We start from the raw sequence: 23091 nt of genomic DNA, 5'->3' as shown, positions 1-23091 counted from the left end.
TATATCGCTCACATCCTCTCGGGCGCTGAGAATCCCAATAAATCAATTCCTGTCTCAAGAACCTTAAGTGTTATCGCAAGAAGAGCGATATAGCTCTCTTTCTTGTACTCATCTGTCTCTGCAAGGATTCTTGTTCCGTGGTAGAAACTGTTGAATGCATTGCTGAGGTCGTAAATATATGCACAGATTCTGTTAGGAGCAAGATCTTTGGCTGCGCTCTCAACCGAATCGGCAAATCTTGTAAGAAGAAGCATGAGGCTCTTCATAGCATCGCTGTCGGGATTGCCAAGCTTTGCATCCTTTACGTTTCCGCCTGCTTCCTCGAACTTCTTGAGGATAGACTTGATACGTACCATTGTATAAAGGATGTACGGACCTGTATCTCCCTCGAAAGAAGTGAATTTATCAATATCAAATATATAATCTTTTGAAGGCTGGTTTGAGAGGTCTCCGTACTTAATGGCAGATACGGCAACCTTGTGCGCTGTATCTTTTGCCTCCTCGTCAGAAATCTCAGGATTACCTTCCTTGATTCTTGCAAACATCTTCTCATCGATCTCAGAAATGAGATTCTCAAGACGCATTACGCCGCCCTCTCTTGTCTTGAAAGGCTTGCCGTCAGCGCCGTTCATTGTTCCGAAACCTACAAAATGAAGCTCTGTCTCAGGCATAACGAGCTTTGTCTTTCTTGCACAACGGAATACCTGTGTGAAATAAAGCTCCTGCCTCTTGTCAACAACATAAATGATTCCCTGAGGATGAACCTCGTCCATACGCTGTCTGATAGTCGCAAGATCTGTTGTGTTGTACAAAGAAGCTCCGTCAGACTTAAGAATCATGCAAGGCGGAATCTCTTTTGTATCAGTCTCCTCTGCAACGTCAACTACTAGCGCACCCTGGCTCTCATGCGCATATCCCTTGCTCTTCATATACTCAACCATGTCAGGGATTGCTACATGCGCGTCAGACTCGCCCTTCCAGAGGTCAAAAGATACTCCGAGCTTGTTATAGTTCTTCTTAAGATCTTCTACAGACACATTCAAAATGTGATGCCAAAGAGCTCTGTAAGGCTTGTATCCGTCCTGCAAAAGCTTGGTTGCTTCCATAGCCTCAGCCTTAAATGCCTCGTCCTCCTTGGACTTCTTGCTTGCTGCGGGATAGATCTCCTCAAGCTCTGATACGGTAAAAGGTGCCTCCTTGGGATAAGAACCTGTATAATCGGGATCAAAGTAGCAAAGATCAGGCTTTCTCTCCTTGAGACCCGTGATAACAAGTCCCATCTGAAGCCCCCAGTCGCCGAGATGAACGTCACCGATAATCTTGTTTCCTGTGTATCTCAAGATTCTCTTGATACTCTCTCCGATAACGGCAGAACGAAGGTGTCCTACGTGAAGAGGCTTCGCAACGTTAGGTCCGCCGTAATCAATGATATATGTAGGCTCATGACCCGGCATTGTGACGCCCATGTGCTTCTCGTGAAGCATCTTTACGATGTAACCTCTTGCAAAATCACCGCTCACGATGATATTAAGAAATCCGGGTTTAACAGACTCAACCTTTTCAAACATCTCATTTCCCGCAAGATTTGCAGCAACATCGTCAGCGATCATAAACGGCGCCTTGCCATACTTCTTGGCACCTGCCATGGCACCGTTACACTGATACTCGCACAGATCGGGTCTGTTCGAAATGGTAACCCTTCCGAGTTCCCTGTCATATCCCGCCTTCTCAAACGCGTCTCCGACTTCCTTTGAAATAATCTCTAATACTTTATCCAAATCAAAACCTTCTTTCTAAAAGCTTTTTATTTCCGTAAAAAGAAACACCGATTCGGTATTTCTTTAGATTACCAACTACACGATTTTATCAAAATCTACTATCTATGGCAACGTCAAATGCCACGCGCCGCTATGCCGCACATTATCAAGATCAGCCACAAACCACTCATTCCGCCGCTTTATTCCGATCGGCCCAAAGCCATCAATCAGCCGCCTCGGTCTTCTGCCTTTCTCTTTCCGCCTTTGAAAACCCGCATCCGCAGTAGTCCTGCCTGTACAGCCCGAATTTCTGCGACAACTCTATAGACCTCTTATAGCCTTCCTTCTTCTTGAAATCAGATGGCAAAAAAAACTACCTTCCCGCCGTTCCAAACTGCTCTGTCGCCACGAGTTTCGCCGCCGGAATCCAAAGACTCCATCTCTCCGGCTACGATTTTCTCATTTACATACTCCGCAGCCTGCACCCCGACTTCATTCAAGACATCCGCATTCTTCAAAGGACTGATTGTAAGCGTAGTCGTAAAATACTCAAATCCCTCTTTTGCCGCCATCTCAGCAGTCTTTCCAAGCCGCAGCTCAAAGCACTTTCTGCATCTTTCTCCGCCCTCGGGAACATCCTCAAGCCCGCGCACGGCATCAAGATACTCCTTCACGTCATACTCACCCTCGATGATACCTATCTTCCTCGCGCGCTCATCCGAGTGCATCCCGGCAAAATCCTGCGCATCAACCTGCCTGTTGTACTCCTCTATCAGTCTTTTTTCCTCGGCAACCCTCTTGTAATATTCCTCGCTCTCCGTGATATTCGGGTTATAAAAAAATACCGTCACATCAAAGAATTCCCGAAGATACTCAAGACAGTGCGAAGAACAGGGTGCACAGCACGCATGCAAAAGAAGCTTTGGCACCTCGCCGTTTTTCTGAAACTCCTGTATTCTCTTTTCCAGTTCCTTAGAATAGTTAACCTTGTTCACTTCTATATTTCTTTCTAAAAAGTGCTTTTTATTATATTCCTTTTAATCCGCAAAGCCTATCGCAGAAATAATCTCATCCGCAACTTCCGCAGGTGTCTTTCCATCCGTATCAACAATGATATCCGCCGCCTCTTCGTAGATCTTTCCACGCTTATCCTGGAGCTCTTTTATCCTTGCAAGAGGATCTTCGCTCTTTAATAAAGGCCTTGTGTCGTCGCCCTTAAGCCTATCATACACAGTCTCGGGCGCCGTCCTTAAATACACGACCTTGCCAACCTTCTTAAGAAGCTCCCTGTTCTTTTCTCTGACAGGAAGCCCGCCGCCAAGCGAAATAACAGTTTCTCTCATATGATCCGAAACCATCATTTCCACAAGTCCGGTCTCCATATCCCTGAAAGCTTCCTCGCCGTCCTGCTCAAAAATATCGGAAATCTTCCTGCCCTCAGCCTCTTCAATTGCTTCATCGGTATCTATCAGTTCAAGATCAAGCTTATCGGAAAGAATCTCAGAAACCGTGCTCTTCCCGCTTCCCATAAAGCCCTCAAGGATTATGTTGGTCGCGCCCAGAACCTCCATCATAAGCGACTTATATATGATGTCAGCCTCTTCTTTACTTATCTTAACGCCCTCTTCCTCAAACCACAGCTCAAATGCATCGATTCCCTGATACAGAAGCATCTTAAGTCCGGAAAAGACCTTTCCACCGGCATCCTTAACCATCTTCATAAACTTAGTCTCAAGCGGCTTGTACACTACATCTATCGCCGCGTACACATGCTTATAGAACTCTGCGTCCTCGATCGGCGCACTGTTCACATCGGGGAAAAGACCTACTGACGTGCACTGGACAACAAAGAATCTCTTTTCTTTCTCCAAAAGCTCTTTATAATCTTCAAGCGGCATGGGAATTATTTTTTCACCAAGGCTCTCATCAAGCGCGCTGTTAACTTCTTTTGCCACAGCTTCAGCCTTTTCATATGTTCTGTTAAGAACGTACACCTTCTCTGCACCTTTGCTTGCACAAAGATATGCAACAGGCCTTGCAACTCCGCCGGCGCCGAGTATAACAACACATTCCCCGTCAAGCACTATGCCCTCATCCTGCATGGCATGGTAAAGCCCCGACATATCGGTGTTGTAGCCTTTAAATCCACCTTCCGTTCTCACAAGCGTATTAACCGCACCGATTCCCTCCGCAAGCGGATCAACCTCAACAAGATTGTCGATAACATCACTCTTATACGGAACCGTAACGTTAAGTCCCTTTATTCCGAGAGCATTTGCACCCCTGACAGCGTTCTTCACACCGCCCTTCGGCACCTCAAACGGAACATAAACAAGGTTAATTCCCTTCATTGCTGCGATTGAATTATGAATAAGAGGAGACAATGTATGTCTCACGGGATTCCCTATCAGTCCGCATGTCAATGTATTTCCATCAGTATGATTCATATTCTGTCACCTCTTCTGTTCATTTATATTCACGGTCATTTTTGTCTTATGCTAAATTGTACCTTCTATTCTCTAATAAAGCAATTCTCTGAGCCCATGGCAAATCGCTTTTTATCATGTAAAAAAATTTTGCTTCAAGCATAAAGAAAAAGAGACGCGATCACAGCGTCCCTTTCGCACTTTTCTATATTTGACTTTCCCAAAGTTTAATTCTTCCTTATTACAAGTCCATCCTCGGTACTGGCAATGATACTGCTCTTATTTCCCGAAAGATCGTCTCCCACAAAATACTGATACTCACGAAGAATCTGATCTTTCTGCATTCCGGAAATAGCCTGCATCATGTCATTTGATATAAGGCCATCCATTCCCAAAAGATTTCCCGAAGCATCGTCATAGATTCCAAAAGAAATCGCAACATTATCAATAGAAGCATTTCCCCTCTGCACATGGTCGCTTGAAAGCTCCTCTTCTGCATTACCCTGTGCACCGGTCTCAGCTTTATCAAGGAACTCGGTATTATCTTTTGCGTCATTACCCACAGTTGTCGGATATTTGTAAGCACTGCTTCCACCATACCAGCTAACTCTGCTAATCGCCATAACACCAAGCCTCCTTTCCTTGCCACATCTGCTACTGTGAAAAACGTAATCGTTTAAGGTAACACACTGTCGCCCTTTTAAAATATATATCGGAAGAAAAGCCCATAAATTAAGCGTTAATTATAAAAAAATTATGAAATCTCGCATAAAATATTACTTTCATAAAGTTACCCTAAGTCAAAAATGCTTTTTGCCTCACTTTCTGATGCCCGCCGCCTTCAATAGCCGCTCGGTATACTCAGCCTGAGGATGCCTGTACACCTCATCCGTCTTCCCATGCTCAATTATCCTGCCGTCCTTCATGATCATCACGTGATCACTGATCTGGTAGACCACCCTAAGGTCATGAGATATGAAAATTATGGATATCCCGAGCTTTTTGTGAAGCGACCTGAGCAGTTCCATAATCTGCGACTGAATCGTCACATCAAGTGCAGAAACAGGCTCATCAGCGATAAGCAGTTTCGGATATCTCATAAGTGCAATACCTATGCACACTCTCTGCCTCTGTCCTCCGGAAAGCTGTGAAGGATATCTGTCCAGCATCTCAACAGGAAGCTCAACATCCTTCATCACCTCTTTTACCCGCTCAAGGCGCTCTTCCTTCGTCCACTTCCGCTTCTTGTCGACCTTAAGCGGCTCCTCCATAAGCCAGCCAACTTTCTTGGAAGGATTCAGCGAACTGTACGGATCCTGGAACACCATCTGCGGCCCCTCGTACTTCTGCATAAGCTCGCCCGTGTAGTCCTTATTGATCCCGACTATCGTCCTTGCAAGCGTCGACTTTCCGCATCCGGACTCGCCCGCGATCGCAAGCACTTCACCCTCTTCCATCTCGAAAGTCACATCGTGAAGAATCTGTATTTTTTTATTTTTGGAAAAGAGCTTTCTCTTTCTGTTCTTATAAAAAACATTAAGATTAGCGGCTCTTAAAACCTTATCCTCGCTCATAATCAGTTTCCTATGTCAATCTTTGGAATAGCCGCGATCAGCTTTTTGGTATAAAGATCCTGCGGAGCTCCAAACACCCTCGCAGTATCGCCGCTCTCAACAATATTTCCCTTCTGCATCACGATAACCCTCTCGCAGAGCTGACTTACAAGGCTAAGATCATGGGAAATAAAGATGATCGACGTTCCGCGCTCCTTGTTAATCTTTTTAAGAAGCTCGACTATCTGTGCCTGAACAGTCACATCAAGTGCCGTCGTTGGCTCATCAGCGATAAGTATCTTGGGATTTCCTATCATCGCGGCCGCAATCATAACTCTCTGCCTCATTCCGCCCGAAAGTTCATGCGGATACATGTGATAAATATTCTCCGCATCACTTAAGCCAACAGCCTTCAGCATCTCTATCGCCATTTCTTTGCGATTCTTTTTATCAATATCGGGATGATGGATGAAAAGAGACTCCTCAACCTGCCACCCGATTCTTTTAACCGGATTAAGACTCGTCATCGGCTCCTGGAAGATCATCGAGATCTCATCTCCCTGATACGACCTCAAAGTCTTTCTGTCGCAGGTAAGAAGATCGTCCCCGTTAAACATGATTCTTCCCGTCTTGGTGATCGAATGCCTGCTTAAGAGCCCCGCTATCGCAAGCGCGCTCATGCTCTTTCCCGAGCCGGACTCTCCGACAATACCGACAATCTCGCCCTCTTCAAGCATCAGATCAAAATCTTCCACCGCGACCTCGGGAAACCCGTGATCGTGAAACTCTATATGAAGATCAGTTACGTCAAGTATCACTCCCATCTTCTGATTCCCTCACCCAAAAACGAAAAGCCCAAAACCATCAAAACAATCACAAGTCCGGGACAAAGACAATAACTCGGAGTCGTAAACATGTACTGCTGCGCATCCGAAAGCATCTTTCCAAGGCTTGCATACGGTGGCTGGGAACCGACGCCCAGATAGCTAAGTCCCGCTTCCGCCAGCACCGCGTTGTTAAATCCGATAAGTATCGACGAAGCCAGAACTCCCTTTATATTGGGCAAAATATGTACGAATATCATCCTGACATCAGATACACCCTGGAGTTTGGCACTTTCCACATAATCCGTATTGCGGCAACGAAGCACTTCTCCCCTTACGATCCTTGCAAAGCTCGGAATAAATGCTATTCCGAGTGAAAGAAGAAGCTGCATCCATCCCGTTCCGAAAACACTGACAATCACAAGAGCCAGCAAAATGCTCGGAAACGCAAACATCGCATCAATAACTCTCATCGTGATCTCATCAAAGAGCCCGCCGAAGTAACCCGTAAGCGCTCCGATGAGTGTTCCCGCAAACGCACCGATAAACACGGTTCCAAGAGCGATCAGAAACGTAACCCTGCTTCCGTACATAACTCTGCTGAACACATCTCTTCCCATGTTATCGGTTCCCATAATATGTTTAAAAGAAATCCCCTGAAGCTTTTCTGCCGCACTCATCTTGGTCGGTTCATACGGCATCCAGAAAAGTCCCACTACTATCATCAAAAGGATAATTCCGGTAATAATGACACCCGCGCACATATAGGGATCTTTTTTTATTTTCTTAAAAACTTCCGTAAATTTATCTCTCATTCTTCAATCCCTATTCTCGGGTCAACAATTCTATAAATAATGTCCACCAAAAGATTGGTGACAATAACTATCATCGCAATTCCCATGATTATTGCTTCAACCACGGGGTAATCCCTGTTGCTTATGCTCGTAAGAAGGATTCTACTTATTCCCGGAATTCCAAAAACCTGCTCGATTACAATACTTCCCGCAACCATATCGGCAAGGAGCATTCCAAGGAAGGTTATGACAGGAATAAGCGCATTCTTAAGAACATGTCTGTAAAGAACGCCATTCGTGTTATTTCCTCTACTGTAAGCGGTTCTCGTGTAATCTTTTTTCGCCTCGTCAATGACGCTTCCCCTGAGCATCTTGACCGTCATAGCGATCTTAGGAAGAGCAACAGCGATTGAAGGAAAGATCAGATATCCCACAAATCCCGCAAAATTATCCGTGTACGAAACAAATCCGCCCGGAGTAAAGAGTTTAAATACCATTCCAAAAATAAAAGTTATAAGTATTCCCGAAAAGAAAGGCGGAACGGCCATGATTATCTGATTTATAACCGTAACTACGCGGTCCAGCACTCCCCCTTCGTGTTTGGCCGTGATGATTCCCATCGGAATCGAAACCACAATTGTAAGTAAAAAGGACATGATTGCCATAGTCAGCGTGATCGGTATCTTATTTAAGATCATTCCCGCAACAGGAACGCTGTAGTTGTAGCTTTTCCCCATATCACCGTGTAAAAAAGCTGCAAACCACCTGAAGTACCTGACTATAACAGGATCGTTTAATCCCATCTGCTCTCTTGTCTGAGCGATGAGTTCGGGAGAAGCCTCCGTTCCCAGCTTTTTGAGCGCGGGATCTCCCGGAATTATACTAAAAGCGAGGAATACACACAGTGAAACAACCACTAAAGTAATTATCATAGAAATGACTTTTTTAATGATATATTTCATGTGCATATTCCTCGCAAGCTCTTAAAAATGACTTATTCAGCCGGTCTTATCTTTGCAATGTCCTGCAAATAAATAGGATAAAAGACATATCCCGTAAATTTCTTATTGAGCGCTACATACTCAGGAAGATCCTGAATGTAGACATTCGCTGCATCTTTTGACAAGATACGCTCACACTCTTTGTAATACTCGGTCTTCTGTGCATCATCGGCTGTTTCTGTAGCCTTGTGAAGCGCCTCGTCGAATTCCTTGTTGCTGTAATTAAATGTATTCTTGCTTGAAGTCGACTCATATCTTGCAAGAAGCGCTCCCGCCGATACTGTGGAAGCATCAAATCCTACAACCGTCGACTCATATTTTTTGTCCGTATAAACATCGCTGAGCCATGTATTCCACTCAACTTCCTGAATATTCGCCGTAACTCCGACAGCCTTAAACTCCTCAACAAGAACCTGCGCCGTATCAACGTGCTGCTTGTAATTGGAGGGAACGGTTATCGTAAACTCAAATCCGTTCGGATATCCCGCTTCAGCCAAAAGAGCCTTAGCTTTCTCAGGATCATGGTTGTAAGTATCATTGAGCTCAGGCAAAAAATATTTCGTAAATGCAGGGTACATCGCACTTCCAATCTCAGTACCCGCTCCGTCGGAAACAAAATCCATTATCTCCTGAGGATCGATCGCATAGCAAAGCGCCTGACGAACTCTCACATCATCAAACGGCTTAACTGCGTTATTAAGATAGAGAGCCTGAACCAGATTCATGGTTCCTTCGTAGATCTCGAACTTGTCGGAGAGCTGAGCTACCTGTGCTGAAGGGATTCTTGCGTACATATCTATCGAACCGCCCTCAAGGTCAAGCACGATCGCATCTGAATTTGCCTCGATCTTAAAAACTACATCCTTAATAAAAGCTTTTTCGCCCCAGTAACCATCAAATCTTGTAACAACAAGACTCTCCTGTGGCGCGTTTGAAACGTACTTATAAGGTCCCGTACCTATAGGGTTTGTCTCGGGATTTGCATTGGCTTTAGGGATTATCGCCACAGTAAACTGCGGAAGAAGCTCCGAATCAGCCTTATTAAGTACTACCTCAACATGCTTGTCATCAACAATATTTACACTTTCAATTTCTGAAAAAGAAGAAATAAGCGGTTCGCTACCGTCAACTCCCGCGTTACGTTCCAAAGAATACTTGACATCCTCCGCTGTAACATCGGTTCCGTCGTGGAACTTTACTCCGTCTCTGAGTGTAAAGGTGTAAACCTTGTTGTCCTCTGATATTGTGTACTCACTTGCTACAGCAGGGTTAAGATTACCGTTCTCATCGGGCTTAACGAGTCCTTCAAACACGTTAAACATTACCTCTTTCGTACCTGCCCCTGTCATGTGGTGGGGGTCAAGACTGTCTATGTCCTGAGGTATTCCTACGATAAGTTTGGAAGTATCTCCCGCATTTGCCTGCTCAGAAGCTGCAGATGAACCTGCGCCTGAGTTCTTTGCGGAATCCCCTGCCTTGTCGCTTGAGCAACCGCTCAATGCAACAGTCAGTGTCGTTAACACAACAGTCAGAAGTGAGCAGATTCTCTTTCTGCCATGTCTTCTTGTGATCATGTTAAATCATCCTTCCTGAATTTATTTTCCTAAAATACATTATAGCCTTGACAAAAAAATGTCAAGGCTATAGTTTACTCTTTTTTAAGGAGCGGTGTGCTCTTATCGGTTGAGTCGGTTATAATACCGTCAGCTTCTTTCTTAAGAACTGACTTAAGCTCATCCATAAAAGTATTAACATCTTTAAATTCACGGTATACAGAGGCGAATCTTACATAAGCTACGGGATCGAGATTTTTCATCTTGTCCATAACTATCTCTCCAATAGCTCTGCTAGGTATTTCCTTCTGCTCCATATTAAAAACTTCCGTCTCAACGGCGTCAACCATCTTGGTTATCTGTTCTGCGCTTACAGGTCTCTTATGGCAAGCTCTGAAAACACCAGCTTCAATCTTCGCTCTGTCATAAGGCTCCCTGATGTCACCCTTTTTAATGACGATAAGAGGAATCGTCTCGACCTTTTCATAGGTCGTAAATCGCTTACCACACGAATCACAGACACGTCTCCTTCTAATCGAAGTATTTTCATCGGCGGGTCTTGAATCAATTACCCTCGTATCATCTTTTCCGCAGAATGGGCACTTCATAAAGAATCCTCCATTATGTCCACAATATATTGACTATACATAATCCATTTCCACAAATTATTGTATCATCATTTTTCGTATTTTTCCACACAATTTATAATTAACTCTGTGACGCGAGGTAAAATGCGGCATTGCGGACAACATAGAGTCTCAGACCCCGATATAAAGCGGCCTCACAGCCGGTACACTATATACAGCTGTGCGACGAAACAAAGAGTAACCGAAACCAGCGAAAACAGTGACTTTCTCGATGGTTCTATAAAGACTTCACCGTCAATTTCCTTCGTTCCAGACACTCCCGTAAGAAGAATCAGCAAAGGGAAAATAAACGGAAAGAAATATCTTCCGTGAACTCCGTTTACGCTTGAAGCTCCCGGATCCGTCCACTGAACATACTCAGCCGTAAATATCAGAACCGTTGTAATGGCGAGCGCCGCTGCCATAAATACCTTCAAAGCAGCGTCTTTTCGCACCTTGACAGCAATCTCCGCTTCATTATGCCTGTTCATATAAATGTTTCTGCTTATATACGCCGCAACAAGCATTATAAATATGAGTACCACTGCCTCATTTGTGCCGTCTTTAAATACAAGCGCACTTCCAAAGAACTGCATGATATAGTCATATCCCTTTATCCTGAATGTATTGAGAAGAATCGGGATATATTTAACGGGATTCATCGCGATCACTCTGTTTGTCGCATTTATGTCTGAGTATCCAAGGCTTAATATATGCGATGAAATCTTAAACCACGCAAGCGCAGGCACGACTGTCAGCAATCCGATTGCCGTCGCATGGGTAAAATAGCTCTTTTTACTCTCAAACTTATCCATCGGAATAAGGAAAAGAAGCAGGCAGAAAGCGACATACACAATCTTAAACTGCCCCAGCAAAAACGGAATTATATATAATGCCACAAGATATCCCTTCTTTGCATACGCTTTCTCATCATATCTAAGTCTTAAAACCAGCGCAGTAAGGAGATACACAAGCGCGGCAGTCATAAGATCGGGAGATATTGATGTATACTGCTTCATCATAAAAGGATGAACCGCCATCCAGAGGAAATATTCTTTTCCAAAGGGCGAGATTTTGATTCCAAGATACAAAAGAGCTCCTATCGCAATAAAATTCGCAATCTTAGCGACCATCTCGATTACGATCATGCTATGCGTAAACAGCCTTGTCATTGCCATAAAAAGAGCCGGAACCGCGTGACATACAGGCGAATACAGCGCAATATTCGTATATGTTATGTACTGCATATTTGAGGCATCTTTTACATCAAAGCCCATTCTGTTACGTGCTTCATACCAGGAAACAGAGACTCCGTCTCCTGTTCCCCACGTCAAAGGCCACGCAAACGACCTTCCTATCGCATTATTTTCATCAAGCTCAGGAAACACGTCGCCTTCAGAAATTGCATATGCCCTCCTGTAATGATTACCCGAATCCGGCTCCGCAAAAGGCGTAAATACCATAAACGCAAGCATCCCCATTACGATATACAACGCCAAGAACAGCCTCTCATAGGAAATGCTCCTCTTCTTCAAAACCACAAATCCCGCAAGAACTATCAATATCCATACAGTAGAAAAAAGATATGCCTTCACCTTGGGAAAAGAAGCCGCCCTAACCTGCATATTAAGTCCCAAAGCCGCATTCCCACTGTCATCCAAGACATCTTCCTGCGAATATCCAATAAGCTTAAGCCCGTTCACACTTATATTCTTAAAGACCAGCTTCAGATTACCCGCCGAAACATGTCGGTCCACATCAATCCAAGTCACATCCTCATCATCCGCTTCAAGCCCCGAAGTATTGTACGTTCTTGCAAACTCTCCGCCTTTGGAGTCCTTTATCAGCAGCTCAAACTCACCGTCGCCTTCATTCGACATCCTAAGCCCTAACTGCCCGATATCCCATGCCTTATAATCAACACTAAATTCCTGTCCGTTCCCATCTATAGGAACCTCTCCCCACGAAATAGTAGAATAATCCACTCCCTCCGCCGGAAAGCTAAACTCCAAACTTCCACCTACAGACCCTTTGATAGTCAAAAAAGAAAAAATCAATACAATGAACGATACAACAATATACCCTAAGTTGTCTTTCAAACTGCTCACAATCTTCATACTGCTCTCCACCCTTACGCATTCTTTTTCTCAACAATCACTATAATACCATCTCCCTATACGCTTTTCCACACAAGATACCTCGCCGCCCCGCCCCTCTCTCACTATAAGTTTCCTCTCGCACCTTAAGGAAAAGAGCTCCCGCAATCAAGTATATACCTAAAGCCTTTCAAAGACAGCCCTGACCGGCAAGGTATATGTTCAGAAATACGCAGTTCTCGGACGAGGATGATGATTTTCTTGAATGAATAAAGCAGCCAATGCCGATTTCTCTGAGCAACGTCGAAATGAGGCATTGGCTGCTTTATTCATTTTAGAAAATCACACCGCAGACGAAAACAAGTATTTCTGAACATATACCTTGCCGGTCAGGGCGTAATTAAAGGGCTATAGCACATACTTGTGCGACAGCCCTTAGTCTTACTTTCTCTGCAGGAAATCCGGAATCTTGAGTGATTTGGGTTCCACTGTTGCCTTAATCTCGCTTGGTCTGTTAATTGAAAGTCCCGGCCTTGGTGATGGATTTGCGGCGGGAGCATCAGTCACAGCGGAGATAGGTGAAATTATCGGCTGTACCGGAGGTACAGTTGCGATAGGTGTTATAGGTGTTGAAACGACCGGTGTTGGTACAGGTGTAGGCTGAGATGCGGCAAATACGCGGTTTGTTGCACTCTGTGCAGCAGCTGCCTTAGTCTGTGTACTGGTCTGAACCTTCTCTTCAATACCTGTTGCGATAACAGTTATTGTACAATTATCTGTCTTGCTTTCATCATACATTGCACCGAAGATGATGTTTACATCATTTCCTGCAAGCTGACGAACATATTCGGAAGCATCGGATGCATCCTGAAGTGTGATATCACCGGAAATATTGATGATAACACTTGAAGCTCCATTAATCTTAGTCTCAAGAAGAGGACTTTCAACCGCCATCTTGACAGCGTCAATAGCCTTCTCGTCTCCCTTACCGTTACCGATACCGATATGAGCAATGCCCTTGTCCTTCATAACAGTCTGAACATCGGCAAAGTCAAGGTTGATAACAGCAGGAACATTGATAAGATCTGTGATTCCCTGAACGGCCTGCTGGAGGACCTCATCAGCTTTCTTGAGCGCATCAGGCATAGTTGTACGTCTGTCTACGATCTGAAGAAGCTTATCATTAGGGATCACAATAAGTGTATCTACATTAGACTTGATATTCTGGATACCAAGCATAGCATTTTGCATACGCACACGTGCTTCAAAGCTGAAAGGCTTTGTAACAACGCCTACGGTTAGAATCCCCATCTCTCTGGCAAGCTTAGCAACAACGGGAGCTGCACCGGTTCCGGTTCCACCGCCCATTCCGCAAGTAACGAAGACCATATCTGCACCCTTAAGTGCTGCAGAAATCTCCTCCGCACTCTCTTCTGCCGCTTTCTCACCAATCTCAGGCTTAGCACCTGCTCCGAGACCCTTTGTAAGCTTTTCACCAATCTGTAAAAGCTTGGGTGCCTTACAAAGCTGAAGCGCCTGCTTATCTGTATTAATACCGACAAACTCTACGCCGGTAATATTTTCGTCTACCATTCTATTAACAGCATTATTACCTGCACCGCCAACCCCTACGACGATGATTTTGCAAGTAGTTTCAGCATCGTTTGACTTTATTTCAAGCAAGTTTTCTCCTCCTTCATAACTTGGACTCCTTATTAGCTATGATACGATTTTTTTACTCAATTATCAACCCGTTTTTTAAGTAGAATTTTGTTTAAATTTCACTTTACTCAGACACAATTCTTTAATTTTTCGGGGTAAATGTAAATAGTTTAGTGTCTTCATTTAAATCTTTCAGATTAAGAATTCCAGTCTGTCCTTCAAGTTTTGGCAATTGATATCGAAGTTGTTGAATTTTTTCGTCAATATAATCATTTTTACCTATACTGACTTCAACTCCGCCAAAATAAAGATAAACATTAAAATCACTGTCGAAAAAAATCTTATCCGCATGAAGCTGATATTTATTTAAAAGCTGCGTAATATCAAGGATCTCACCAAAAATCACCTGATGAGCATCATCGATAGGGAGCTTTTCATGCATAGTAATGTAATCAAAATTAAGTCCCATAACCTGAGGGACATCTTCGGTCGTTTCGGAAGAGCATTCCACAACAATGCCCTCTCTGTCAAAGTATATATATTTTCCCAGATATGCTATATATCCTGCGACAGCTTTTTCAAATACATTGATCTTGACCGTATCGCGCGAAACTATGTCCACGTCGATCTTCTCAATAAAAGGAACATCTTCAATGCTCTTGTTCATATATTTCATGGACAAAAACATTGAATTATGGCACAGCTTATCGGTTATAACCATATCCGCGATCTCTTCTTGGGTATAATGAGTGTTTCCGTCAACCACGATATTCTTTACGGTGTAATTGTCCGCAATGTAAAAGACTATCGCTATGACGACCAGAGCAGACGCAGTGATTATACCTGAAATAACATAAAGACTCCGTTTATATCTAAAGGAGTCTCTCAGTTTCTCAAAAGGATGAAAAGCCGGTCTGGCAGTATATGAACGTTTTTTTCTCTTTTTACGCTTCTTCTTTGCCATATCAAAACTATCTTCCTATGTTTCTTCCCACATTAAGCGCTATTCCGAGCTCCGCGAGCTGGAAAACAACCGCGGTACCACCGTAGCTTATAAACGGAAGTGTAATTCCCGTATTGGGAATTGTATTGGTAACAACCGCTATATTAAGAATAACCTGAATAGCAATATGTGCCATAACGCCGATAACAAGCAGTGCCCCAAACATATCAGGTGCATTGTTTGCAATGATCATAAGTCTCCAGATAAGAAGAAGGAACATGAGCATTACGGCAATGGCTCCAAAAAGTCCGAGCTCTTCGCATATAACGGAAAAGATCATATCATTCTGTGCCTCGGGAATAAATCCCATCTTCTGCATGCTCTCGCCGAGACCTTTTCCGAATGTTCCGCCGGAGCCGATCGCATAAAGAGACTGAAGTGTCTGGAATCCCTTGTCTGTCGCATGCCCCTGAGGATCGAGCCACGCAAGAACTCGCTCGGATCTGAAACTTCCTTTTGCTCCCGCGTTTGCAATTATAAGAACCGTAACAGCCGCAAAAGCACCTACAGACATAGCTGCCATTACATATCTCTTATAACCGGGAGTTGCAACAAAAAGCATGGTAACGGCAATTCCCATTACGATAATAGCTGAGCTCAGGTTCTTGGTACACAGACGAATCATTATCGCAAGAAATGCCGGAAATCCTATTGCCACTCCATATCCTCTGGGAGTTAAAAGAAGCTTTTGAAGCCTTAAGATGAAAGCCGCAACAAAAATGATAACAGAAACCTTTGCTATCTCAGCCGGCTGAATAGATCCGATTAAAGGAACCTGAATCCATCTTTTCGCACCGTTGATCTCTTTTCCTATGATAGGAGTCAGGATAAGCAGGACCACTGACGTTGCATACAACGGAAAAGCAAACTTTCTCAAGAACCCATAAGGGAAATAGGACATAAATATCATTGCAATAATTCCACCAAATACTGCTCCGAACTGATGCTTGAAGTAATATGACGAGTCACCGTTCATCTTAAGATTAGCCCAATATGTACTTGTCGAATATATCATTACAAGCCCAAACGCAAGCAAAAAAAGTATTACAAATATCAAACTGTAGTCAACATATGTTTCTTCTCTTTCTCTTTGCCTTCTTAAAACGTTTACTCCGGTTCTTGCCATATCAGATCATCCCCTCATATTTTTTGTCATATTCTCAAAGTCTGTTTACATACTCCTTGAATTTCTTACCCCTTGTTTCGTAGTTCGGGAACATGTCCCAACTTGCACATGCAGGTGAAAGAAGCACCGCTTCCCCTTCTTTTGCGTTAGAACTGCAATATTCAAGCGCCTCTTCAAAAGTATCCTTAAATACAAACTTATTAAAACCGTGCTTCTGCGCACACTCTGCAATCTTTTCCTTAGTCTGTCCGATAAGAACGAGCATCTTTACGGTATCGCCAAAGTTCTCGATCCACTCGTCATACTCACTACCCTTGTCGTAGCCGCCACCGATAAGTATTGTCGGCTTTGACATAGCCTTGATTCCCTGAATTGCAGCATCGGGATTGGTTCCCTTGGAATCATTGTAATAATCTACGCCATTCTTGGTCGCAACAAACTCGATTCTGTGTTCAACCGCCTTGAATTCGCGAACGACTCTGAGAATTGTTGAAAAAGGAACTCCCATAGCCACAGCCATCGCAATAGCAGCCATAGCATTCTCGACATTACACATTCCGACAAGATTCATATCGTGAATATTCATTACCTTAACCGCTTCGCCGGCGATACTCATGAATATCTCTTCACCATCAAGGTAGAATCCGTCTTTAAGCTTTTCACTTGTTGAAAAGAAAACCACCTTAGCGGGACATTTTTCTCCAAACTCTCTTGTATATGGATTATCGTAGTTAAGTACGCATGTATCTTCCTTAGTCTGGTTGTTTGTGATGTTCTGCTTCATCTCGGCATAGCACTCCATAGTGTGATGCCTGTTTAAGTGATCGGGTGTTATGTTTAAGATAGCCGAAACCTGTGCATGGAAATTATCAACTGCCTCAAGCTGGAAAGAACTTATCTCTCCGACAGTTACGGTGTCTTCCTTCATTTCAAGTGCGCTCTCAGCATATGAAACACCGATATTTCCAACAACATAGCTGCTCTTAAAGTGAGCTTTCATTATCTCTCCTACAAGAGTTGTTGTTGTAGTCTTTCCGTTTGTTCCGGTGATTGCAACAAGCTTTCCTTTTGCAAAGTTATAAGCAAGCTCTATCTCACTCCAGATAGGGATATTTTTTTCCTTAATACGAAGTACCGTAGGTGCATCAAGAGGAACCGCAGGGCTTGGAACCACAAGTGCAAGCTCGTCGAGAACCTCATCGGAGATCTCACCTATGATAATCTCAGTGTTCTCTTTATCCTCTTCATTAAGTTTTTTTACTATATCTTCTCTTGTGACCTTTGTATTTTCTTCAAGCATTACGGGAACGGCGCCAACCTGATGAAGGAGTCTTACCGATCCTACTCCCGATAATCCCGTTCCGATCACAAGTACTTTTTTTCCTGTTATCTCACTAGCTTTCATTTCTCTCAACCTCTGTTATAATCCTGCATATGCTATAAGGCACATGATAATTGTTACTGTTGTAAATACATTAACTACCTTTGTTTCTGACCAGCCGCCCTTTTCAAAATGATGATGGATCGGAGCCATTCTGAAGATTCTTTTTCCGTTTGTCATTTTGAAATAAGTAACCTGCATGATAACGGAAATAACTTCGATAAGGTAGATGAATCCAACGATTACGATGAAAAGAGGCATATTCATAACATATGATATCCCCGCAACGAAACCTCCGATTGCAAGTGATCCCGTATCTCCCATCATTACTTTTCCGGGATAAACGTTGTATACGAGATATCCGAGGAGTCCGCCCATCATAGCCGCAGCCATTACTTCAGCTCCGGTAGATCCGTAGCGCATAGCTGCCAATACAAAAAATCCTGCAACAACAGCCGTTACCGATGCACAAAGTCCGTCAACTCCGTCAGTAAAATTCGTTCCGTTAGCGGTACCAAGTGATATGAAACACAAAAGCGGGATGTTAAATATTCCAAAGTCTATCTCGCTTCCTATAAAAGGAATCTTCATTGCAAGTGTCATATCCGTGCAATTCTCTACATATAATGAAAAGATAATTGCCACAAGGAGCTGTCCCAAAAACTTCTGCCAGGCTCTAAGCCCCAGGTTATGCTTCTTTACAACTTTGATGTAATCATCGATAAATCCGATCACACCAAAACCGAAAGTCAGTATAAGAATAGGAATTACTTCCTTATGAAATGCAGCGTAGGAAACACCTATAATAAAGAAGGGAAGCAAAAAGATAATCCCTCCCATGGTAGGCGTTCCGGTCTTTTTCTGATGAGACTCAAGCCCCTCTTCTCTCTCAGTCTGTCCCGCTTTGAGCTTTCTAAGAATCGCTATGATCTTAGGCCCCGCAAGTACTGCAATAAGGCATGATGCACATACCGGTATCAAAGTTCTTACAATATAATCATTCACGTAAATACCCCCAATGAATTTTAATTATTTGCAGTTTCTTTAGGCGCGTCATCTGAAAGCTCATCCTCAAATGCACTGCTACCCAATTCATATCCGCTATCAGGATCAACTAAATTTCCTGTGTTCGGGTTAATATAATACCCCGTCTCAGGGTCAACGTCAAATGATTTCCAGATAGGCTCCTTATTTTCTTCTGTCTCTTCTTTTTGTTCTTCAGAAGAATTTCCCTCAGCAGCTTCGTCTTCCTGATTTTCCTCTACTTTGGGAGGTGCGGAAGTAATACCGTATTTTTCTCTGAACTCATTAAGTTCCTGCTGCTGTTTCTCTGTAACTTCCTCTGTCATCGGATATCCGAGATAAGGAAGTGCTTCTGTAAGAATATTATGTACAATTGTTGTAGCAAATCTAGCATTATCCTGCTTGATCGTATTGGGTCTGTCCACAACAACATATATCGAGATCTCCGGATTATCTGCAGGCGCATATCCCATAAAAGAAACTACGTAGTTTATCTTATCACGCCTACCATTGATACTCATCTCGGCAGTTCCGGTCTTGCCGCCAATCTTATATCCGACAGGTACGGCTGTTGTTCCTGTACCGCCTTCCTGAGTAACAGTGTTGCAGTACTCAACTATCTTCTCTGAAGTGCTATCGGAAACAGTCTGTTTAAGGAGTCTCGGCTCGATATTCTTTATTGTGCTTCCGCTGCTTGAAAGAATCTTTTTTACAACATGAGGCTGATAAAACTTACCGCCATTAATTAAGGAATTAAAAGCAGTTATCATTTCTATCATGGTACAGTTGTAACCCTGACCGAATGAGTATGTCGCAAGATCGGACGGAACCATTACGACATCCCCGTTCTTACTGTTCTCACCGTTTTCTCTGTGTATCATCACATCGGTATCCATGAAAGGTTCACCCGGAAGATCAATATTGGTCTTAAGTCCAAGTCCAAGGTTTTTCTGATATTTTGAAAAAATATGTATTCCCGTCGCCTGAGCAACATGCATCATTGCAACGTTACATGATTTCTGAATACCCTGCTGAACAGAAATAATTCCGTCACCGCCTGTGTTATGGCAGTGAATTTTATGTCCGCCGACTTCAAGATATCCTCCGCAATTATATGTCTCATTACCCGTGATCTTTCCGCTGTCAAGGCCTATGGCAACAGTAATAGGTTTAGAGACAGATCCGGGCTCATAGGTATCAGATATGCAGAAGTTCTTCCACATCGCTTGCAGATTTGTAACTTTCTGCTCGTAAGTTTCGGCATCATCAGAATTATTTAACTGCTCTGCTCTTTCCGCTGTAATATAGACAGGGTTTTTAGTATCATCATCTACGACCTGCTCTACATCTCCTTTTTGGATTTTAATATTACCTTCTTCATCCAACACATCTTCTGTGTATTTATGAAGCTCGGGCATTCCGACAAGTTTGGAAGCATCCCACGGATTGTTAAGGTCAAAGTTGGGGTAGCTTGCCATTGCAAGAATCTCGCCGGTATTGATGTTCGTCATAATGCATCCGACGTTCATTGCACCGTTTCCCGGACGAACTTTTCCTTTGTTCTCTTCATTAAATACATTGAGATATTTCTCAACAACCGCCTGAAGATGGCTGTCTATAGTAGTAACTATGCTATTACCGTCTATTGCAGGAATTGTTGTTCTTTCAAGTTTTAAGTCATCATCAAGATAACCATACTCTCTTCCTTCAACTCCTCCCAGAATATCGTTGTACTGTTTTTCAAGTCCCCACTGTCCGACATCATCGGCAGAAGTAAATCCGATAACATCACTTGCCAAAGTATTCTCGGGATATTTTCTTATATATTTGGCTTCAAAATATACACCTTTAAGATTTTCTTTTGACGCATAATCCTGAAAATCTTTTATCTCGTCGTAGCTCAGTTTTTTTGCCAGAATGTAATACTTCTTATCCGAATTTTTTTCCAGATAATCCTGTATCCATTTAAGGTCGATCCCGTTTGCACTCATCTGTGCGGAAAAATACTTATTTAGCGCATTAAGCGTAAGCTGGATTTTATCTTTATCCTTATCTTTATTTTTATCTTTATCACTGAGAAGTACGTTTGCATTAAGGATCAGATTATATACCTTCTCACTCCACGCGAGCGTGCTTTCGTTACAATCAAGGATCGAACCCCTTTTATAAGGAATGGTTGTCGAATCATATCGCTGCTGGGAAAGAACTTTTTTCTCATATTCCTTGCCGTTATTGGTAGTGATACTGATAAGTCTCGCTCCTAATCCAGCAAAAGCCAGTAATACCAACATAAAAAGTACTACCAGCTTTTTCTTCATTCCTATTGTAAATTTCTGCACATTTTTAGTTTTAACAGTTTTCATGGCAAAAGATATTTCCTTATTACTTATTTGACGCCTGCGGTATAGGTGCGAGCTGTCTTACATAATCGTCGCCGCCATCGTCAGTGTATTTTACGATCTGGCCGTCATCAGCATAAGTCATACCGAAGCCAATAGCCGCCTCTTTTATCTCATCAAGGCTCATCCTGCCGTTGGCTCTGTTATAGTTCTCGTCATTATCCTGTTTTAAACTGTTCAGCTGTTTCTCAAGCTGGGCTATATTTTTCATACTGGCAGTAACTCTTGACTGAAGCGAAATATAAAAAGCCAAAGTTCCTACCATTACAACCATTGCAAAAGACAAGAACAATAAGTATCCAAAACTCATATGATGGCGTTTTTTATGTCTTCTTAAAGGCTCCTGAACATGGACTCTTCTACGCACATGATCAGGTTCATATACTCGTCTGACTGTGTTGCCATAGATGTATGCGTTAGCCATATTCATTCTCCTTTCTGTTTTAGTGTGTGATCGGACCGTCACAGCGCTCTCTCAAAAACTCTGAGCTTTGCACTCTGCGATCTCTTGTTTTCAGAAAGCTCTTTTTCACTTGGAAGAATAGGCTTTCTTGTTATTACTTTGCCCTTTGAAACTTTACCGCAAACACAGACCGGGAAATCCGGCGGGCATGTGCATGGCTTTTCATTGGTCCTGAAATTATTCTTCGTTATCCTGTCTTCCAATGAATGGAAAGTGATAACGCAGAGTCTTCCACCGGGATTTAAAAAGTCAATAAATCCGTCAAGCGAACCTGACAAAACGTCAAGCTCTCTATTCAAAGCAATTCGTATTGCCTGATAAGTCCTCTTTGAAGGATGTCCGCCCTTCTCTCTCATCTTTGCAGGTATCGCAGCCTTGATGATCTCGTTGAGTCTGAAGGTCGTCTCTATGGGGCTCTTCTCACGCTCTATGCAAATGTGCTTTGCTATATTCTTAGCGAATTTATCTTCGCCAAAGTCTCTTATAATATGAAAGATCTCTGTCTCTGAATAGTCGTTGACTATATCTCTCGCTGTAAGCTGCTGTCTTTGGTCCATTCTCATATCAAGAGGCACATCCTCTTTGTAAGTAAAGCCTCTCTCGGCGTTGTCAAGCTGGTATGATGACACTCCAAGATCAAGCAAGATTCCGTCAACTCCCGTAACCCCAAGCTCTCTTAGTCTCTTGACAGCATTCTCGTAATTGTCTCTGATGACAGTAACTCTGTCCTTAAACGGCTCAAGTCTTTTGGTTGCGGCTGCGATAGCGTCCGCATCCTGATCCGTTCCGTACAGGTGTCCTCCGGCCGTAAGTCTCTCCGCAATGTGAAAAGAGTGTCCGGCCCCTCCGAGAGTTCCGTCCAGATATAATCCATCCGGTTTAATATTCAAATTATCAAGCACTTCCTCAAGAAGTACAGAATAGTGATTGAATTCCATGTGTTTACCTTAGATACTTAAGCCGTATTCGCTCATCTTGGCAGCAATTGAATTGATATCATCAAATGTGCTTGCCTTCTCCCATTCAGCCTTGCTCCAGATTTCAGCTCTGTTGCCGACTCCGGCAATTATAGCCTCCTTCTCGATCTTGGCATGTTGCAAAAGATTCGCGGGAAGAAGTATTCTTCCTTGCTTGTCAATCTCCGCATCAATAGCACCGGCGATAAAGAAACGCCCTAACATTCTGGCTTCGGGTTTATCCATAGGAAGTGATTGTAGTTTTGCTTCAAACTGTTCCCAGCCTTCTTCGGCGAATACGAAAAGACAGCCGTCAAACCCCTTAGTAACCACAAATTGTTCACCAAGAAGTTCACGGAATTTAGCAGGAATTATGAGCCTTCCTTTAGCATCGATGGAATGGCTGTATTCACCTTTAAATGCTGTTCCCACTTATCTCCCACTTTCA

General features: G+C 43.2%; 19 protein-coding genes and 1 pseudogene. All 20 read right to left on the bottom strand.

All coding sequences use genetic code 11. The features are described 5' to 3' along the window. Positions 1-8 precede the first annotated feature (8 nt). The gene (argS, locus tag CD00_RS0101720; RefSeq protein ID WP_026654324.1) at positions 9-1778 is read right to left on the bottom strand and encodes an arginine--tRNA ligase; all 1770 of its coding nucleotides are present in this window, start codon (positions 1776-1778) and stop codon (positions 9-11) included. Between the two features lie 202 nt (positions 1779-1980). After that, positions 1981-2752 (bottom strand): annotated as a pseudogene (locus CD00_RS16815) (epoxyqueuosine reductase QueH). Positions 2753-2794: 42 nt separating this feature from the next. Beyond that, the gene (gene aroE / locus CD00_RS20485) at positions 2795-4204 is read right to left on the bottom strand and encodes a shikimate dehydrogenase (RefSeq protein ID WP_026654323.1); all 1410 of its coding nucleotides are present in this window, start codon (positions 4202-4204) and stop codon (positions 2795-2797) included. A 206-nt stretch (positions 4205-4410) separates the two neighbouring features. Beyond that, the gene (locus tag CD00_RS0101705; protein WP_026654322.1) at positions 4411-4806 is read right to left on the bottom strand and encodes a hypothetical protein; all 396 of its coding nucleotides are present in this window, start codon (positions 4804-4806) and stop codon (positions 4411-4413) included. 195 nt (positions 4807-5001) lie between these two features. Further along, complete coding sequence (locus CD00_RS0101700) at positions 5002-5757, bottom strand: ABC transporter ATP-binding protein (RefSeq protein WP_034461910.1); 756 nt, start codon at positions 5755-5757, stop codon at positions 5002-5004. Between the two features lie 2 nt (positions 5758-5759). Next, positions 5760-6560: an ABC transporter ATP-binding protein gene (locus CD00_RS16810; protein WP_051594041.1), complete on the bottom strand. Its 801-nt coding sequence runs from the start codon at positions 6558-6560 to the stop codon at positions 5760-5762. Continuing rightward, positions 6551-7375, bottom strand: a complete 825-nt coding sequence (locus tag CD00_RS0101690) for an ABC transporter permease (protein ID WP_034461908.1) — start codon at positions 7373-7375, stop codon at positions 6551-6553. Before CD00_RS0101690 ends, CD00_RS16810 begins: the two co-directional genes overlap by 10 nt. Beyond that, positions 7372-8316, bottom strand: coding sequence for an ABC transporter permease (locus CD00_RS0101685; RefSeq protein ID WP_026654319.1), 945 nt, complete (start codon positions 8314-8316; stop codon positions 7372-7374). Before CD00_RS0101685 ends, CD00_RS0101690 begins: the two co-directional genes overlap by 4 nt. Positions 8317-8348: 32 nt before the next feature. Continuing rightward, positions 8349-9929: an ABC transporter substrate-binding protein gene (locus CD00_RS0101680; protein WP_026654318.1), complete on the bottom strand. Its 1581-nt coding sequence runs from the start codon at positions 9927-9929 to the stop codon at positions 8349-8351. A 74-nt stretch (positions 9930-10003) separates the two neighbouring features. Further along, complete coding sequence (gene nrdR, locus CD00_RS0101675; protein ID WP_026654317.1) at positions 10004-10516, bottom strand: transcriptional regulator NrdR; 513 nt, start codon at positions 10514-10516, stop codon at positions 10004-10006. A 173-nt stretch (positions 10517-10689) separates the two neighbouring features. Continuing rightward, on the bottom strand, positions 10690-12651 hold the full coding sequence (locus tag CD00_RS0101670; protein ID WP_026654316.1) for a DUF2142 domain-containing protein: 1962 nt from the start codon (positions 12649-12651) through the stop codon (positions 10690-10692). A gap of 420 nt (positions 12652-13071) precedes the next feature. After that, complete coding sequence (gene ftsZ, locus CD00_RS0101660; protein WP_026654315.1) at positions 13072-14313, bottom strand: cell division protein FtsZ; 1242 nt, start codon at positions 14311-14313, stop codon at positions 13072-13074. A gap of 121 nt (positions 14314-14434) precedes the next feature. Next, the gene (locus tag CD00_RS0101655; protein WP_026654314.1) at positions 14435-15256 is read right to left on the bottom strand and encodes a cell division protein FtsQ/DivIB; all 822 of its coding nucleotides are present in this window, start codon (positions 15254-15256) and stop codon (positions 14435-14437) included. A 7-nt stretch (positions 15257-15263) separates the two neighbouring features. After that, positions 15264-16421, bottom strand: a complete 1158-nt coding sequence (locus tag CD00_RS0101650; RefSeq protein ID WP_026654313.1) for an FtsW/RodA/SpoVE family cell cycle protein — start codon at positions 16419-16421, stop codon at positions 15264-15266. Between the two features lie 34 nt (positions 16422-16455). Continuing rightward, positions 16456-17826, bottom strand: coding sequence for a UDP-N-acetylmuramoyl-L-alanine--D-glutamate ligase (murD, locus tag CD00_RS0101645; RefSeq protein ID WP_026654312.1), 1371 nt, complete (start codon positions 17824-17826; stop codon positions 16456-16458). 15 nt (positions 17827-17841) lie between these two features. Next, on the bottom strand, positions 17842-18807 hold the full coding sequence (mraY, locus tag CD00_RS0101640) for a phospho-N-acetylmuramoyl-pentapeptide-transferase (protein ID WP_026654311.1): 966 nt from the start codon (positions 18805-18807) through the stop codon (positions 17842-17844). 20 nt (positions 18808-18827) lie between these two features. Then, positions 18828-21164 (bottom strand): penicillin-binding transpeptidase domain-containing protein, encoded by a 2337-nt coding sequence (locus CD00_RS16805; protein ID WP_242827192.1) that lies wholly within the window; start codon positions 21162-21164, stop codon positions 18828-18830. Positions 21165-21207: 43 nt separating this feature from the next. After that, positions 21208-21648 (bottom strand): hypothetical protein, encoded by a 441-nt coding sequence (locus tag CD00_RS0101630; protein ID WP_026654310.1) that lies wholly within the window; start codon positions 21646-21648, stop codon positions 21208-21210. A 38-nt stretch (positions 21649-21686) separates the two neighbouring features. Further along, on the bottom strand, positions 21687-22625 hold the full coding sequence (gene rsmH / locus CD00_RS0101625) for a 16S rRNA (cytosine(1402)-N(4))-methyltransferase RsmH (protein WP_026654309.1): 939 nt from the start codon (positions 22623-22625) through the stop codon (positions 21687-21689). Between the two features lie 9 nt (positions 22626-22634). Continuing rightward, complete coding sequence (gene mraZ, locus CD00_RS0101620) at positions 22635-23075, bottom strand: division/cell wall cluster transcriptional repressor MraZ (RefSeq protein ID WP_026654308.1); 441 nt, start codon at positions 23073-23075, stop codon at positions 22635-22637. Positions 23076-23091 lie beyond the last annotated feature (16 nt).

The sequence above is a fragment of the Butyrivibrio sp. AE3003 genome (assembly GCF_000686065.1).
In the GTDB taxonomy this organism is placed as follows: Bacteria; Bacillota; Clostridia; order Lachnospirales; family Lachnospiraceae; genus Butyrivibrio; species Butyrivibrio hungatei_A.
This window is presented reverse-complemented; position numbering and strand designations above follow the sequence as displayed.

What these genes read in the sequence shown, in the direction of transcription:
- CD00_RS0101655 (WP_026654314.1), bottom strand. Translation starts at nt 15,256, where the DNA reads ATGGCAAAGAAGAAGCGTAAAAAGAGAAAAAAACGTTCATATACTGCC.
- CD00_RS0101680 (WP_026654318.1), bottom strand. Translation starts at nt 9,929, where the DNA reads ATGATCACAAGAAGACATGGCAGAAAGAGAATCTGCTCACTTCTGACT.
- CD00_RS16810 (WP_051594041.1), bottom strand. Translation starts at nt 6,560, where the DNA reads ATGGGAGTGATACTTGACGTAACTGATCTTCATATAGAGTTTCACGAT.
- CD00_RS0101700 (WP_034461910.1), bottom strand. Translation starts at nt 5,757, where the DNA reads ATGAGCGAGGATAAGGTTTTAAGAGCCGCTAATCTTAATGTTTTTTAT.
- CD00_RS0101670 (WP_026654316.1), bottom strand. Translation starts at nt 12,651, where the DNA reads ATGAAGATTGTGAGCAGTTTGAAAGACAACTTAGGGTATATTGTTGTA.
- murD (WP_026654312.1), bottom strand. Translation starts at nt 17,826, where the DNA reads ATGAAAGCTAGTGAGATAACAGGAAAAAAAGTACTTGTGATCGGAACG.
- CD00_RS0101685 (WP_026654319.1), bottom strand. Translation starts at nt 8,316, where the DNA reads ATGAAATATATCATTAAAAAAGTCATTTCTATGATAATTACTTTAGTG.
- CD00_RS0101650 (WP_026654313.1), bottom strand. Translation starts at nt 16,421, where the DNA reads ATGGCAAGAACCGGAGTAAACGTTTTAAGAAGGCAAAGAGAAAGAGAA.
- aroE (WP_026654323.1), bottom strand. Translation starts at nt 4,204, where the DNA reads ATGAATCATACTGATGGAAATACATTGACATGCGGACTGATAGGGAAT.
- CD00_RS0101705 (WP_026654322.1), bottom strand. Translation starts at nt 4,806, where the DNA reads ATGGCGATTAGCAGAGTTAGCTGGTATGGTGGAAGCAGTGCTTACAAA.
- rsmH (WP_026654309.1), bottom strand. Translation starts at nt 22,625, where the DNA reads ATGGAATTCAATCACTATTCTGTACTTCTTGAGGAAGTGCTTGATAAT.
- nrdR (WP_026654317.1), bottom strand. Translation starts at nt 10,516, where the DNA reads ATGAAGTGCCCATTCTGCGGAAAAGATGATACGAGGGTAATTGATTCA.
- CD00_RS0101690 (WP_034461908.1), bottom strand. Translation starts at nt 7,375, where the DNA reads ATGAGAGATAAATTTACGGAAGTTTTTAAGAAAATAAAAAAAGATCCC.
- CD00_RS0101630 (WP_026654310.1), bottom strand. Translation starts at nt 21,648, where the DNA reads ATGGCTAACGCATACATCTATGGCAACACAGTCAGACGAGTATATGAA.